Origin of the sequence: Arthrobacter sp. zg-Y844 (assembly GCF_024385465.1) — a bacterium.
In the GTDB taxonomy this organism is placed as follows: Bacteria; Actinomycetota; Actinomycetes; order Actinomycetales; family Micrococcaceae; genus Arthrobacter_B.
Map to the genome: position 1 here is coordinate 557,048 of NZ_JANFLS010000001.1, position 13,084 is coordinate 570,131.

The window sequence follows — 13,084 nt, forward strand, 5'->3', positions numbered from 1 at the left end:
GACGTGACATATGCGCGGCTCGGTATCCTAACGCTGCCGGGCCGTCACCAACTGCGCATGCACCCGCTCCAACCGGTCCAGCCACCACTTCCGTCGCTCCGGCGGGGCGGCAAACCGTTCGAGCAACTCCTCGGACACCGGCACGTCCCGCACGGCCAGGGCACCGCCGTCGGGCACCAGCGATTCTTCGGTCACGTCTCCGGCCATGAGCGACAAGGTACCCAGCCCGCAGGCATAGGGCAGCTCGGGCAGCGCAGCGGCCAGCGCGACGCCGGTACGGATTCCCACGGATGTGTCGATGGCGGAGCTCACCACGGCCGGCAGCCCGGCCTGCGCCACAATCTCGACGGCCCGGCGTACCCCGCCCAACGGGGCCGCCTTGATGACGATCAGGTCCGCGGCGTCTTCCCGGGCGACCTTCAGCGGGTCGCTTTCCTTCCGCACGCTTTCATCGGCGGCGATCAGCACGGGAACTCCGCGCCGGCGCAGCTCGGTCCGGACGGCACGAAGGCCGTCAATGCCCGCTACGGGTTGTTCGGCATATTCCAGCCCGGCCTCGGCCAGCAGGGTCAGCGTGTCGACGGCGGTGGGCACGTCCCAGCCCGCGTTGGCGTCCACCCGGATACCGGCGTCGGGCAGCAGCCGGCGGACCTCGGCCACCCGGGCGAGGTCCTCCTGCGGGGCCTGGCCGGTCTCGGCAACCTTGACCTTGACGGCAGGGACCTTCCCGAACCGGGCCAGCACGCCCTCCACCTGGTGCACCGGCACGGCGGGGACCGTGCCGTTCACCGGGATGGACTTCCGCACCGCTGCGGGATAGCCCTGCCAGGCCGCTTCCAAGGCCGAGGCGAGCCAGGGTGAGGCCTCTGCGTCGGAGTATTCCGGGAACGGGGCAAACTCGCCCCAGCCTGCCGGCCCCTCGATCAGCAGGGCCTCGCGGTGCAGGATGCCGCGGAACTTCACCCGCATGGGAATGGAGACCACGCGGGCTCCGGCTAGGAGGGCAGACAGGTCAGGATTGTTCGGCACCCTGCCAGCCTACGCTTTGACGCTCACCGGCTGCCCGCTTCGGGTCGAACAGGTAAGGACCACGATGATGTGGCAATCTGGATGCAATGGATACTCGCAACTTGCTGGCACAGCGCGCCCGTGCCGAACGACCGGCTGCGCATAATCCGGCGCTCTTTCTGTTCGCGGCCCTCCTCTGCGCTGCCGGCGTTGCCGCAACGTATTGGTTCTTCGTCCGCACCACCACCGGCCAGCTCGCCGATGAGTCCGCTTTCCAGGAAGCGGAGCTGATTGCACCTGCCACCGAACGGCCGGTGATCGCTTTCCTCGACGAGCTGCCGCTGATCTCCGTCTTCATCGCCGTGATTGTGGTGGTGTTTGTATCCATCCTGCGGCACCGGATTTCACCGGCGGTGATTGCCCTCGGCACTTTCGGAGCAGCAAATGTCAGCAGCCAGCTGCTGAAACGGACCGTGCTGGACCGGCCGGACCGCGGGGTGGTGACCCTGGATTTCAACTCGCTGCCGTCCGGCCACACCACGCTGGCTGCCTCTGCAGCCGCGGCGGTCTTCCTGCTCGCCTCGCCGCGCTGGCGGCCCCTGGTTGCACTCTTCGGCGGCAGCTACGCCGTGCTCGCGGGCGCGGCCACCTTCCTCAACCTCTGGCACCGGCCGGCCGACGTCGTCGCTTCGCTCCTGGTGGTGGCCGCCTGGACCCTTGTCGGCGGCCTGGTGATGATGCGGACCAACCCGGACTGGAACCGCTGGCCCGCCAACGGAGCGGCACAGGGAACAGCGAAAGTGATTGCCGTGATCTGCGCCGTGCCCGGAGTGCTGGCCACGGCTGCCAGCTTGGGCCTGTACTTCTATGCCCGCTGGAACCCGACGGCGGTGAGCACCTCCGCACCGCTGTACTTCTGGGCGGGCCTGACCCTGATAGTGGGTGTCGGCTTCCTCGTCAGCGCCCTCGCCTGCTGGCTGTTCAACCAGCAGGCCGGAGACCCCGCACGGGTAGTGGGCGGTTCCCGGGGCAATCGCCGCTAGCGGGCCTGCCCGGCGGTCAGCGGATTGCCTGCGGCCTTCCGCCCGGGAACCCAGATCCAGAGCACGACGGCGCCCAGCAGTCCCAGGACAGCGGTGGCCCCGATCCCTGCCGAGAGCGACACGAGGGCAGTCACACCGGAGAGGATGCCGGGGCCGCCCATGGTCCCCAAATCGGCCAGCAGCCGCCAGATGCCCAGGAACTGCGGACGTCCGGGTGAAGGCGAGAAGTCCGCACCAAGGGTCATAACGATCCCGGAGCCGATGCCGTTGCCGAACCCGATCAGCAGCGCAGCCAGCAGCAGTCCGGTTGCTTCGGAAGCCAGCGGCAGCAGCCCGAGGCCCAGCCCCATGATCAGCATGCAGGGCACCGCCACCGAACGCCGCCCCCAGGTGTCCATGGCTTTGCCCGCGGGATAGAAGATCAGCATGTCGATGGCTCCGGATAGCCCGTAGATCAGCGCCGTGGCGGTGGGGTCCAGGCCGATGTGCTGGCCCCAGAGCGGAATCACTGCCTGCCGTGTCGCACGGACGGCAGCGATCAGCAGCACCCCGATACCGATGGTCCGGAAAATCCGGGCATGGCTTCGCAGGATGGACCGCACGGTGGGCGCGGGGCCGGCGTCGGCCTTGGACACCATCCCCGATCCGCTCCTACCGGAACGGACCACAAGATCCGGTACCTGGAGGCTGAGGATCCCGGCGCCGACGGCAGCCGCGGCACCCACCCAGTACGCCCCGGTGGTGCCGAAGAAGTGGATTGCACCGGCAGCTGCGAAAGGGCCGATGAAGACGCCGATCCGGTTCACCCCGCCAAGTGTGGACAGGGCCCGTGCCCGGAAGTTCACCGGTACGGCTTCCGTCAGGTAACTCTGCCGGGCCAGCCCGAAGACCGACCCCGCCATACCGACCATAAACACGGCCAGGGCGAAAACCGCCAGCACCGGGACTGCCGCGGCAAGGACCATCGCCAGCGCGCACCAGGCCGAAGCAGCGACAAGCGCCCATTTCTCCCCGAACCGCGTGGTCACAATCGTGGCAGGCACGTTTGTCAGGAGTGAACCGACGCCGGTAAGGGTGATCACCAGCGCCGCCAGGGCAACAGTGGCGCCCAGATCGCGGGCACTGAGCGCAATGACCGGCAGGATGGCTCCGGTCGCCAACCCGTAAAGCAGGGTAGGCCCGTAGGCCGGGACAGCTATTTTCCGAAGGCTGAAATCATCCGCTGGCACGGCCCCAGACTATCGCCAAACCGGTTCCGGTCCGGGTCTGGTTACTGCTTGAGCCACTTCCACCGGGCAAGGGTCCGCAGGCGGGTGAGCAATGCCCGGGACTGGTCCGGCCCGTACGGCAGGATGGGAATTGCCTTCGTCATGTCCACCGAGGCCTGGTCCATGGCGCTGCGGGTGACGGCGACGGCCGTGCGCATCTTGTTCATTTGAGTGGTCACGAAATCCACCGTGACGGGCTTGCCGTGCCCCGGAACGAAAACCGTGTACAGGTCCTCGAGTGCCGAAATTTTCCCCAGCGTGCGGATCCAGTCCTTGGGGAAGGAATCCTCGAAGGCCGGATCGGCGCCCTGTTCGACGAGATCGCCGGTGAAGAGCACGTCCCCGGCTCCCACCAGCAGGTCGTGGTCCGTGTGGCCGCGTCCGAGGTGGAAGAGGGTCACGGAGATGCCGCCCAGGTCCAGGTCCACCGGTGCGTCCTCCACCAGCTTCGTCGGTTCGACGATTTCCGTGTTTTCGCCCATGGCCGCAGCCATCTCGGGTTCGACGTCGGCGACCTGCGGACGGTGGCTGATCCCGTTTTCACGGATACTCGCAGCGCATCCGGCGGTACCCCAGATATCCTCGACGCCGTTGGCGAGCATCAGGGCGTTGCCGAAGTAATGGTCAAAGTGGGCGTGCGTGTTGACGGCTGTGAGCGGCAGGTCGGTCAGCATCCGGGCGGAATCGTAAATTTCCTGCGCCATGCCGGGTCCTGCTCCGGTATCGATCAGCAGCGCCCGATCGTCCCCGATCACCAGCCCGGTATTGACGGCAAAGGCAGCATTGGCGCGCACCCATACCCGGGGTGCAACCTCCTTCCAGCTGTGCTGGGTGGGGATGTGCTGCTGCGGTGTCTCTGTCATGTCAGCTTTCCTTTTCGCCGGCCGGTTTCCAACCTATCGCGGGTGGCTGTCTGCGGCACGTATTACAGGTCCGCCAGCACGCGGCCCGGGTTTTCGACGGCGTCGGCAACGTAGCGCAGGAAGCCTCCGGCGGTCGCGCCGTCGCAGACGCGGTGATCGAACACCAGGGTCAGCTGGGTGACCTTCCGGACCGCGAGCTGGCCGGAAACCACCCACGGTTTTTCGATGATGCGTCCCACTCCAAGGATGGCCGACTCGGGGTAATTGATGATGGCAGCACTGCCGTCCACCCCGTAGACACCGTAGTTGTTGAGCGTGAATGTGCCTGAGGAAAGTTCGGCGGGGGTTGCCCGGCCGGCCTGGGCAGCAGAGGTGAGACGGCGGATCTCCGCGTCCAGTTCCCGAGTGGACAGGGTGTCCGCCCGCCGAACCGAGGGGACCATCAACCCGCGCTCAGCCTGCACTGCGATGCCCAGGTTCACGCCGTCGAAGGCCTCAATCACGGCCTGTTGGCCGTCCTTGGCCTCGTCCGCGTTATCCCGTGTGTCCTCGCCCGGGCCCGCACCGACTCTCTCCTCCGCAGGCACAAACCGGGTGTTGAGTTCCGGGAACCGGGTGAGTCCGGCCAGCGTGAAGCGGGCCAGGAAAGCCAGCAGCGACGGTGCGTCCTTCCCCTGCCCGGAAAGGTCCGTGCGCAGGTCCATCAGGGCCGTGGCATCCACGTCCACCCACACGGTCGCCTCGGGGATCAGGCTGCGGCTGCGGCTCAGGTTTGCGGCGACAGTGCGCCGCAGGCCGCGCACCGGAGTGCGCGAGGTGACGGTGAGCCGCGTCCTCGGATCCGTTGCGGCCCCGGATTCGCCAGTGGCTCCGGCATTCCGGGCAGAATCAACTTCCCGGCCGGTCCCGGACCGGGTGCCGTCGGCATTACCTCGGGCAGCCGCTTCTCCAGCGGTTCCTTCCACCCCAGCGGGCGCCGTGGCGGCTTCGACATCGCGGCGCAGGATCAGCCCGTCGGGACCGCTGCCGGCTACATCCGCCAGCGTCAATCCGGCGTCACGGGCCAGGCGGCGGACCAGAGGGGATACACAACGCGGAGCTTCCGTTCGAGCCGAGGTGCCGGCAACTTCGCCGGCAACTTGGCCGGCGACCTGACCGGCAACCGCGCCCGCAAAGGGGCCGGCAACCTGGCCGACAGCCGCGACCGTCCGCCGCCGCGGCGCACGGGTGCGCCGCGGGGACTGCCCGTTGGCCGGGGTTCCGTAGCCGATGAGGACATTCCCGGACCCTGCCTTCTCTTCCTCCCGGTAGGCCTCCCCTGCCGCAGTCTCGCCGGCCGATGCCGCAGCCGCTACTGCTTCGGCCGCTTCCGCCGGTCCAACGGCCGCCGCAGGTGCCATCGTTTCCCCGGTTCCCGTCGCTGTCATTCCGGCGGCGAGACCGGCCCCCACCGTTGCCGCAGCCGCAGTGTCCACGGAGATCAACGGACGCCCGACGTCGACACTCTCGCCGGCCTGGCCGTGCAACTGCGCCACGCGGCCCGCAAAGGGGGACGGAACTTCCACCAGGGACTTTGCCGTTTCCACTTCGGCAACAGGCTGATCCACCACCACCGTGTCCCCCACAGCCACGAGCCAGTGGACGAGCTCCGCCTCGGTCAGGCCCTCACCCAGGTCCGGCAGCAGGAAGGTACGCACGCTCATCGGGGATCCTCCGAAGCAGAACTTCGGGTGCCGGTGCCGGCACCGGGAGCCTCCGGCTCCTCCCACTGCAGTTCATCCACGGCGTCCAGGATGCGGTCCACTCCGGGCAGGAACCAGTGTTCCAGCTTCGGCGCCGGATACGGCACATCGAAGCCGGTCACCCGCAGCACCGGTGCGGCGAGGGAATGGAAGCAGCGTTCGGAGATGCGGGCCGCGATTTCCGAAGCGACAGACGCAAACCCCGGTGCTTCGGCAATCACCAATGCCCGTCCGGTGCGCCGGACGGACGCGTCCACGGTGGCGTCGTCGTACGGAACAATCGAGCGCAGGTCGATGACTTCCAGGGACCGGCCCTCTGCTTCGGCGGCTGCCGCTGCAGCCAGCGCCGTCGACACTGACGGCCCGTAAGCCACCAACGTTGCATCCGTTCCGGTGCGTGCCACGGCAGCGGTGCCGATCCCGCCCGAAACCTGTTGGCTTGTGCGCAGCGCTTCATCGGCGGCGCGGCGCAGGACGGCCAGGTCCACTGGTTCCTTGCTCCAGTAGAGCTTCTTCGGTTCCAGGAAAACGACCGGATCATTCAGCCGGATCGCGTCGCGCAGCAGCGTGTAGGCGTCCGCTACGGTTGCCGGCGCGACGACGGTCAGGCCCGGGGTGTGCGCGTAGTAGGCCTCGGAGGAATCACAGTGGTGTTCCACCCCGCCGATTCCGCCCGCATACGGAATGCGGATCACCAGCGGAAGCTTCACCTTTCCCTTGGTGCGGTTGGACATCTTCGCCACGTGGCTGACCACCTGCTCGAACGCAGGATAGGCGAAGGCGTCAAACTGCATCTCCACCACCGGACGCAGACCGTTCATCGCCATGCCCACGGCCATGCCCATGATCCCGGATTCGGCCAGCGGAGTGTCGAAGCAGCGGCCGGTTCCGAACCGAGCAGTCAGCCCGTCGGTGATCCGGAAGACCCCGCCGAGCGGACCCACGTCCTCTCCGAAAACCACCACCGTCGGATCGGCCGCCATCTCGTCGGCGAGCGCGGTGTTGAGCGCCTTGGCGAAGGTCAGGATTTCCGGACCGGACTCTGCCCCGGCCTCGGCCATCTCCCCCGTCCGGGGCTCAGTGACCGTTGGAGTTGCTGCCATGGTGCTGCCTTTCGGATCAGGAGGTGTCACCGCGAAGCGCCGGGATCTGCGGGGTTCCCGGCGTCGCCCGGGCCTGCATCGGCGTGGCGGACCAGCGCATAGCGTTCGAGCACGTCGCGCTGCAGTTCACCGCGCAGCACCTCGGACTGCTCCGCCAGCTGCGGTGTTCGCCGGGTATAGACGTGTTCAAACAGCGCCAGCGGGTCCGGTTCAACGTCGGCATTCAGGCCCTCGCGCATGGCTGCCGCGAGGGCTTCGGCGGCCGCGGCCAGGTCATCCTCTCGTGCATCATCGAGCAGCCCGCGGCCGCGCAGGTAGGTGCGGGTCCGGGCCAGCGGGTCCCGGGGCAACCAGTCCTGCACTTCTTCCGCCGAACGGTACCGGGTGGCGTCGTCCGCGTTGGTGTGGGCCTGCATGCGGTAGGTATGTGCTTCCACCAGTGCCGGTCCGCCGCCTTCGCGTGCCCGCAGCACTGCCGCACCCAGGACGGAGAGGAGGGCGCCGACGTCGTTTCCGTCCACCCGCTCCCCCGGCATGCCGTATCCGATGGCTTTGTGGGCCAGCGACGGCGCCGCGGACTGGTTCTTCAGCGGCACCGAGATGGCGTATTCGTTGTTCTGGATGAAGAACACCACGGGCACGTGGAACACCGCGGCAAAGTTCAGCGCTTCGTGGAAGTCGCCCTCGCTGGTGGCACCGTCACCGCACAGGGCAAGCACCACGGTGTCCTCCCCCTTGAGTTTCGCGGCGTGCGCAACGCCGACGGCGTGCAGCAGCTGGGTGGCCAGGGGGGTGGCCTGCGGTGCCACCCGGTGCTCGTACGGGTCATATCCGCTGTGCCAGTCTCCGCGCAACAGCGTCAGCACCTGCAGCGGGTCCACGCCGCGGGACATCACGGCAACGCTGTCCCGGTACGTGGGAAACAGCCAATCCTGTGTTTGGAGCACCGCAGCGGCTGCTACCTGGCAGGCTTCCTGCCCGTGGGAGGAAGGGTAGACGGCCAGCCGTCCCTGACGCACCAGGGCATTGGCCTGGTCATTGATGCGCCGGCCCGCCACCAGACGGGCATAGGCGTCCAGCAGCATTTCATCGGCGGGCATCGCGTATCGGGAATCCTGGCGGGCTGCGCCGCCGGCATCGATCAGCTGGACGGGGACGTCCGAGGGCAACAGGGCATCAACGCTCCCGGAACCGCTTTCGGTGCCAAAGGCAGCCTGGCGGGTCCTGTCGGTAGAGATGGTCATCGCGAGCCTCCGTCCGCAGTACCGCGGCATCCTTGCACGCGGAACTTCTGTCTTGCCAGTATGCTTTCGGGCGCTGAATTGTTACCAGCATTCCCCGAAATCTTGGACGCCAGCGGCCTGCGGGAGTAATCTGATGGACACCTTGCAAATGTGACGCAGATTACTTGGGGAGAGCGTGGACATTATGACTACAACGCAGGTGCAGGCGCTGGATGACATTGACCGGAAAATCCTGGCCGTCCTGCGGGCCGACGGCAGGGCCTCGTTTACCGCCGTCGCGCAGGCGGTCCATATCTCCCGGGCGCACGCCTACTCGCGGATTGCCCGGCTCACCGAGTCCGGAGTCCTCAGCCGGTTCACCGCGCTGGTGGATCCGGAGAAGGCCGGACTGGGTTCTTCTGCGTACGTGACGCTGAAGGTCCGCCAGCACGCCTGGCGGGAATTGAAGGACCGGCTCAGCGAGGTGCCGGAGATCCACCACATTGCCCTGGTGGGCGGCTCGTTCGACGTTATCGTGCTGGTCCGGGCTGAGGACAACGTTCACCTGCGCAGGGTCATTTTCGACCAGCTGCAGTCCATGCCGGGTGTCCTGGACACTCAGACGTTCCTGGTCTTCGAGGAACGCGATACCCGCTAGCGGCGCAGCAGCGAAGGCAAAAAGCAGGGCCCGCAACTGCAGGCCCCGCTTTTTCGTCTGCTTTTTATGTCTGCCCGGACGCTGCCCGGGCTGCTTCGTTAGCCAAAGCGGTTCATCCAGTCCGGCAGGTCAGTTTTCGTCATGGCCCTGGTCGGTGCTCATCTGGTCCTCCGCCGGAGGGGTCTCTCCCGGAGGAACGCCGCCGCCGGGCTCGAGGCCGGTGATGTTGCCGTCCATCGGATCCGGATTGGTGCTCCCGGCCTTGGCCTCGCTGTGGGCATGGTTGCCGGTGCCCTCCTGCGTATTGGAGCCCTTTTGCGCATCCTTCGGCTTATCCGGGTTCGCCGGGTCATTGTTCGGGTTATAGCTTTCGGCCATATTCCTGCCTCCTCGGTGTCTCAGGGTTCTCTAGCGCCGGCAAGCACCTGTTGTAAGCATGCTTACGAGTTACCTCCAAGGTAGTCCGGTGTCCACCGCATCACAAGCTGAGCAGGAACACGTCAGCCCTGGAAAACGGGCTTGCGCTTGGCCAGGAAGGCCTTGAAGCCCTCCGCATAGTCGGGTGTTCCGCTGAGCTTTTCCTGCACGGTGTTCTCCGCATCGAGAGCCTCCCAGAAACCCAGCCGCCGGTCGCGGATCTGTGCCACGAGTTCCCGGGACGCGGTAAAGGCCTGCGTGGGACCGGAGGCGACGCTCAAGGCCGTGGCACGGGTGCGTTCCAGCAGTTCGGCGGGGTCCATGGCGCGGCTGAACAGTCCGGCAGCCACCGCTTCCGCACCGCTCATCAGTTCCGCCGTGTAGATCAGGTCCAGCGTGCGGTGCGGCCCCAGCCGTTCCGTGAACAGCCAGTGCCCGCCCGAATCCAGCGCCGCACCCAGGTTCGCGAACGGCGAGCCGATCTTCGCGTCGGCAGCTACGTAGACGACGTCGGTGGCCACCAACAATCCGAGCCCCACTCCCAGGCACGCACCCTGGGCAGCAGCGAACGTCGGCGCGGGAAAGGCGGACATTTTCTGCAGCAGCGGCAACAGGTCATCCACGAGGTAGCCGCGGGCATCGTCGTGGTCCGGCGAGACAGTGGAAAGGTCCCGCCCTGCACAGAAGCTCCTGCCCTCACCCCGCAGCAAAAGTGCACGCACGCCCGCGGCAGCGGCGTCGTCGTACGCCCGCCCCAGGTCCGCCAGGGCGCGGGCGTCCAGGGCGTTGAGTTTCTGCGGGGCGTTTAGGACCACTTCGGCCACGCCTTCGTGGATGTCGAGTTCAATCAACGGGTGCTCCTAGAAGTCGTAATCAACGGTCACCTCCGGGCTGGTGGGCCGGCTCTGGCACGTCAGCACGTAGCCGCGCTCCAGTTCCTCCGGTTCCAGCGCGTAGTTCTCCTCCATGTCCACCGTGCCGGAAACCAGCTTGGCCCGGCAGGTTCCGCAGACGCCGCCGGCACAGGCGAAGGGCACGTCCGGGCGGACGCGGAGGGCTGCGTTGAGCACGGATTCCCGGGCGTGCACCGGGCTGGCCACCTTGCCCTGCAGTCCGTCCAGCCGGAAGGTGATGTCGAAGTTCTCGCCCGAGCTGTCGGGCAGGACCGGACGGCCGGCGGAACCTTCCGGGCGGTCGGGACGCCCGGTGGTGAAGAGTTCAAAACGCACCCGGGCCGGGTCGACCCCGCGTTCGGCGAGCGCATCACGGCACAACTGCACCAGGTCGAACGGGCCGCAGAGGAACCACTCATCGACAGCTGCTGCAGGGAGCACCGAGTCGATCAGGGTAGTGAGCTTCCCGGCATCGAGCCGTCCGCTGAGCAGCGGCGAAATCCGCTGCTCGCGGGAGAGGACGTGGTGCAGGGCGAACCGGGACGGGTAGCGGTCCTTCAGGTCCGCCAGCTCCTCCAGGAACATCACATCCATGGCCGCCTTGTTGGCGTAGACCAGGTCGAAGCGCGTGCTGTCGGACGACGCCAGCACGGTGCGGGCAATTGCGATCACCGGGGTGATGCCGGACCCTGCGGCTACGGCGGCAAACACCTGCCCGTGCACCGCTTCCAGTCCGGGTTGGCCCGGGGCGTGCCGGGAGATGAAGCTGCCGGCCGGACTCATCACATCCAGCACGTCCCCGGCCCTCAAATGCTCGTTTACCCAGGAGGAAAACAACCCGCCCAGGTCCCGCTTGACGGCAACCCTCAGTTCGCCGGGCTTCGGTTCGGCGCAGATGGAGTAGCTGCGCCTCAATTCCGTGCCGTCCAGCACCGTGCGCAGGGCAACGTACTGTCCCGGCAGATAGGAGTAGGCCTCCACTAGCCCGGACGGCACCGCGAAGGTGACCTCGACGGCGTCTTCGGTCAACCGGCGCACTGCGGCCACGGTCAGTGGATGGAAGGCGCCGCGGCGGGCCGGCGCTTCGGGAAGGGCTGTCATGGCTTCAGAGCACCTTGAAGTAGTCGAACGGTTCCCTGCAGTCGCCGCACACCCACAGCGCCTTGCAGGACGTGGAGCCGAAGCGGGTCAGCTCACGGGTATTCAAAGAGGAGCACTGGGGACATTTCACGCTCAGGCCCACCCGCACGGGCCCCGCAGCGGCCTGTCCCGACGGCGGCGCGATTCCGTAGGCGTCCAACTTTGCTTTGCCTGCACTGCTCATCCAGTCGGTGGTCCACGCCGGAGCCAGTTCCAGGGAAACCTGGACGCTGGGATAACCGGCAGCATCCAGGGCGGCGGCGACGTCCTGCCGGATGGCGTCCATGGCGGGGCAGCCGGAATAGGTGGGGGTAACGGCCACCAACACCCGCGCGCCGATGACCTCCACCCGCCGGAGCACACCCAGGTCCTCGATGGTCAGTACGGGGATTTCGGGGTCGCAGACCGTGGCGGCGATATCCCAGGCTGCTGCTGCGGCAGGGTCCGCCGGACGCAGGGAGGATTCCATCAGGCTCACCACGATGCGCCGGGATGTTCGCGGGCCAGCACCTGCATCTCGGCCAGCAGATAACCCAGATGTTCGCTGTGCCGTCCGCGCCGGCCGCCGCCGGGAGCAGGCGGCACCGCGGGCAGGTCCAGTTCCGCTTCGCGCAGCACGCGGGAAATCTTGCCGTCGAAGGCAGGCTTCAGGGACGAGGGCGGAACGGCCCGGTCGCCGAGCGAAGCCACGAGCTCGTCGTCGTCGAACAGCTCTGCCACGTACGGCCAGGTCAGTTCGAGCGCACGGATCATCCGGCGTCGGGATTCGTCCGTGCCCAGGCCGAGCCGGAGCACCCACTGTGCGCTGTGGTCCCGGTGGTAGTCCACTTCCTTGACCGCCTTCGCCGCGATCGCTGCAAGGGTGGGATCCGTGGAATGCTGCAGCGCGCCGTACAGCTCGAACTGGTAGAAGGACACCACGAGCTGCCGGGCAATGGTGCGGGCAAAATCGCCGTTGGGCTGTTCCACCAGATGCACGGAGCGGAATTCTGTTTCCTTCCGCCAATACGCGAGATCGTCCTCGGTACGGCCGTCGGCGCTGCCGGCATAGCTGAGGAAGGACCGGGCATGCCCGATCAGGTCCAGGGCAATGTTTCCCAGTGCCACATCCTCTTCCAGTTCGGGTGCCCGGGAGATCCACCAGCCGAGCCGCTGCGCCAGTACCAGTGCGTCGTCGCCCAGGCGCAGAGCGTAAGCGGCGGCGTCGGGATCCGCACGCGTTCCCGCGGCGGCAATGTCCTCCGGCCGCAGGGCGTTGCCCGGTGTAATCCGGGTGGCGCTGTCTGAACTCACAGGTGCTTCACCCCTTCCGACTTGGTGTAGTAGGTGGCGTGGCGGTAATCCTTGCCCTGCGGGGATTCGAAGAACTGTCCCTTGGCGTCGGGATCGCTGGCGATGATGGCCGACGCCGGCACCACCCAGAGCGAGACACCCTCGTTTCGCCGGGTGTAGAGATCCCTGGCATTGCGTACCGCCATATCCGCGTCCGGTGCATGGAGCGAACCGGCATGCACATGGGACAGGCCCCGGGAGGAGCGGACAAACACTTCCCACAGCGGCCAGGACGCAGTGGGGGTCTGTGTACCCGTTGGCGTGCCCGCAGGCTGCAGGCCACCATCGCGTACGGCACCCGGCGCCGCGCCGCCGTCGTTCCCTGCGGCCGTACCCGTGCCCGCGACGGCAGGCTTCGAACCGTCGTCGCCCGTGGTTGATCCGCCCGTCATGG

14 protein-coding genes are annotated in these 13,084 nt (G+C 67.2%); 2 read left to right on the forward strand and 12 right to left on the reverse strand.

The features are described 5' to 3' along the window. Window positions 1-27 precede the first annotated feature (27 nt). The gene (locus NNX35_RS02610; protein WP_255866893.1) at window positions 28-1,029 is read right to left on the reverse strand and encodes an o-succinylbenzoate synthase; all 1,002 of its coding nucleotides are present in this window, start codon (window positions 1,027-1,029) and stop codon (window positions 28-30) included. Window positions 1,030-1,115: 86 nt separating this feature from the next. Between NNX35_RS02610 and NNX35_RS02615 the strand changes: the two genes are divergently transcribed. Further along, complete coding sequence (locus NNX35_RS02615; RefSeq protein ID WP_255866894.1) at window positions 1,116-2,051, forward strand: phosphatase PAP2 family protein; 936 nt, start codon at window positions 1,116-1,118, stop codon at window positions 2,049-2,051. Here the strand turns inward: NNX35_RS02615 and NNX35_RS02620 are convergent. From NNX35_RS02620 to pdhA, 5 genes are all read right to left on the reverse strand, one after another. Then, window positions 2,048-3,280, reverse strand: coding sequence for an MFS transporter (locus NNX35_RS02620; RefSeq protein ID WP_255866895.1), 1,233 nt, complete (start codon window positions 3,278-3,280; stop codon window positions 2,048-2,050). The two genes, NNX35_RS02615 and NNX35_RS02620, sit on opposite strands and share 4 nt — an antisense overlap. 41 nt (window positions 3,281-3,321) lie before the next feature. Then, entirely contained in the window at window positions 3,322-4,182 is an 861-nt protein-coding gene (locus NNX35_RS02625; RefSeq protein ID WP_255866896.1) for an MBL fold metallo-hydrolase, read from the reverse strand. A 62-nt stretch (window positions 4,183-4,244) separates the two neighbouring features. Beyond that, window positions 4,245-5,885, reverse strand: a complete 1,641-nt coding sequence (locus NNX35_RS02630) for a dihydrolipoamide acetyltransferase family protein (RefSeq protein ID WP_255866898.1) — start codon at window positions 5,883-5,885, stop codon at window positions 4,245-4,247. Further along, window positions 5,882-6,985: an alpha-ketoacid dehydrogenase subunit beta gene (locus tag NNX35_RS02635; RefSeq protein WP_255867302.1), complete on the reverse strand. Its 1,104-nt coding sequence runs from the start codon at window positions 6,983-6,985 to the stop codon at window positions 5,882-5,884. Before NNX35_RS02635 ends, NNX35_RS02630 begins: the two co-directional genes overlap by 4 nt. 68 nt (window positions 6,986-7,053) lie before the next feature. Then, complete coding sequence (gene pdhA / locus NNX35_RS02640; protein WP_255866899.1) at window positions 7,054-8,271, reverse strand: pyruvate dehydrogenase (acetyl-transferring) E1 component subunit alpha; 1,218 nt, start codon at window positions 8,269-8,271, stop codon at window positions 7,054-7,056. Window positions 8,272-8,455: 184 nt separating this feature from the next. On the opposite strand from pdhA, the gene NNX35_RS02645 reads away from it, so the two are divergent. Further along, complete coding sequence (locus tag NNX35_RS02645; RefSeq protein WP_255764986.1) at window positions 8,456-8,908, forward strand: Lrp/AsnC family transcriptional regulator; 453 nt, start codon at window positions 8,456-8,458, stop codon at window positions 8,906-8,908. Window positions 8,909-9,037: 129 nt separating this feature from the next. Here NNX35_RS02645 and NNX35_RS02650 read toward each other — a convergent pair whose 3' ends face one another. The 6 genes from NNX35_RS02650 to paaB all read right to left on the reverse strand — a co-directional run bounded on the left by NNX35_RS02650 (window position 9,038) and on the right by paaB (window position 13,082). After that, window positions 9,038-9,286, reverse strand: a complete 249-nt coding sequence (locus NNX35_RS02650) for a DUF6480 family protein (protein ID WP_255764987.1) — start codon at window positions 9,284-9,286, stop codon at window positions 9,038-9,040. A 122-nt stretch (window positions 9,287-9,408) separates the two neighbouring features. Beyond that, a complete protein-coding gene (locus NNX35_RS02655; protein ID WP_255866900.1) occupies window positions 9,409-10,176 on the reverse strand; it encodes an enoyl-CoA hydratase/isomerase family protein in 768 nt (255 codons plus the stop codon). A gap of 9 nt (window positions 10,177-10,185) precedes the next feature. Then, the gene (paaE, locus tag NNX35_RS02660; protein WP_255862583.1) at window positions 10,186-11,319 is read right to left on the reverse strand and encodes a 1,2-phenylacetyl-CoA epoxidase subunit PaaE; all 1,134 of its coding nucleotides are present in this window, start codon (window positions 11,317-11,319) and stop codon (window positions 10,186-10,188) included. 4 nt (window positions 11,320-11,323) lie between these two features. Beyond that, window positions 11,324-11,827 carry a 1,2-phenylacetyl-CoA epoxidase subunit PaaD gene (gene paaD / locus NNX35_RS02665; RefSeq protein WP_255866901.1) on the reverse strand — a complete coding sequence of 168 codons (504 nt, stop codon included), beginning with the start codon at window positions 11,825-11,827 and terminating at the stop codon, window positions 11,324-11,326. A 5-nt stretch (window positions 11,828-11,832) separates the two neighbouring features. Then, complete coding sequence (gene paaC, locus NNX35_RS02670) at window positions 11,833-12,651, reverse strand: 1,2-phenylacetyl-CoA epoxidase subunit PaaC (protein ID WP_255866902.1); 819 nt, start codon at window positions 12,649-12,651, stop codon at window positions 11,833-11,835. Further along, the gene (gene paaB, locus NNX35_RS02675) at window positions 12,648-13,082 is read right to left on the reverse strand and encodes a 1,2-phenylacetyl-CoA epoxidase subunit PaaB (RefSeq protein ID WP_255862581.1); all 435 of its coding nucleotides are present in this window, start codon (window positions 13,080-13,082) and stop codon (window positions 12,648-12,650) included. Before paaB ends, paaC begins: the two co-directional genes overlap by 4 nt. Between the last annotated feature and the right edge of the window lie 2 nt (window positions 13,083-13,084).

Bases quoted from the DNA above. Each gene is read 5' to 3' on its own strand.
- paaB (WP_255862581.1), bottom strand. From the start codon at position 13,082: ATGACGGGCGGATCAACCACGGGCGACGACGGTTCGAAGCCTGCCGTC.
- pdhA (WP_255866899.1), bottom strand. From the start codon at position 8,271: ATGACCATCTCTACCGACAGGACCCGCCAGGCTGCCTTTGGCACCGAA.
- NNX35_RS02650 (WP_255764987.1), bottom strand. From the start codon at position 9,286: ATGGCCGAAAGCTATAACCCGAACAATGACCCGGCGAACCCGGATAAG.
- NNX35_RS02635 (WP_255867302.1), bottom strand. From the start codon at position 6,985: ATGGCCGAGGCCGGGGCAGAGTCCGGTCCGGAAATCCTGACCTTCGCC.
- NNX35_RS02645 (WP_255764986.1), top strand. From the start codon at position 8,456: ATGACTACAACGCAGGTGCAGGCGCTGGATGACATTGACCGGAAAATC.
- NNX35_RS02615 (WP_255866894.1), top strand. From the start codon at position 1,116: ATGGATACTCGCAACTTGCTGGCACAGCGCGCCCGTGCCGAACGACCG.
- NNX35_RS02625 (WP_255866896.1), bottom strand. From the start codon at position 4,182: ATGACAGAGACACCGCAGCAGCACATCCCCACCCAGCACAGCTGGAAG.
- paaD (WP_255866901.1), bottom strand. From the start codon at position 11,827: ATGGAATCCTCCCTGCGTCCGGCGGACCCTGCCGCAGCAGCAGCCTGG.
- NNX35_RS02630 (WP_255866898.1), bottom strand. From the start codon at position 5,885: ATGAGCGTGCGTACCTTCCTGCTGCCGGACCTGGGTGAGGGCCTGACC.
- paaE (WP_255862583.1), bottom strand. From the start codon at position 11,319: ATGACAGCCCTTCCCGAAGCGCCGGCCCGCCGCGGCGCCTTCCATCCA.